The 256-nt window shown below is 69.9% G+C and carries 1 pseudogene; it reads right to left on the bottom strand.

The features are described 5' to 3' along the window. Positions 1-108: 108 nt before the first annotated feature. A pseudogene (locus tag CCN44_RS48070) lies at positions 109-256 on the bottom strand (ATP-grasp domain-containing protein); the annotation flags it as partial.

Here is a 256-nt window from a genome sequence, read left to right as displayed (position 1 = left end):
GCTGCTCGCCCCGGTCACCAGCCATACCTTGTCCACGTCAACTCCCGTTACCCGCGTGCTTCTTGACGATCACCAGCCTGGTCGACGCGCCGCCGCCCGTCCAGTGACTCAGGCCGGCTCCCGGGCCGCCGCCAGGATGGCCTCCGTCACACCCGGCAGCGATTCCGGGTGCAGCCGCAGGAACAGGTTCGGTTCCACCAGCTCCAGTTCCATCAGCCGGGGCTCGCCGTCGTCGCCGTCGACCAGGTCGACGCGG

The organism is Streptomyces tricolor (assembly GCF_002155905.1).
Taxonomy (GTDB): domain Bacteria; phylum Actinomycetota; class Actinomycetes; order Streptomycetales; family Streptomycetaceae; genus Streptomyces; species Streptomyces tricolor.
This window is presented reverse-complemented; position numbering and strand designations above follow the sequence as displayed.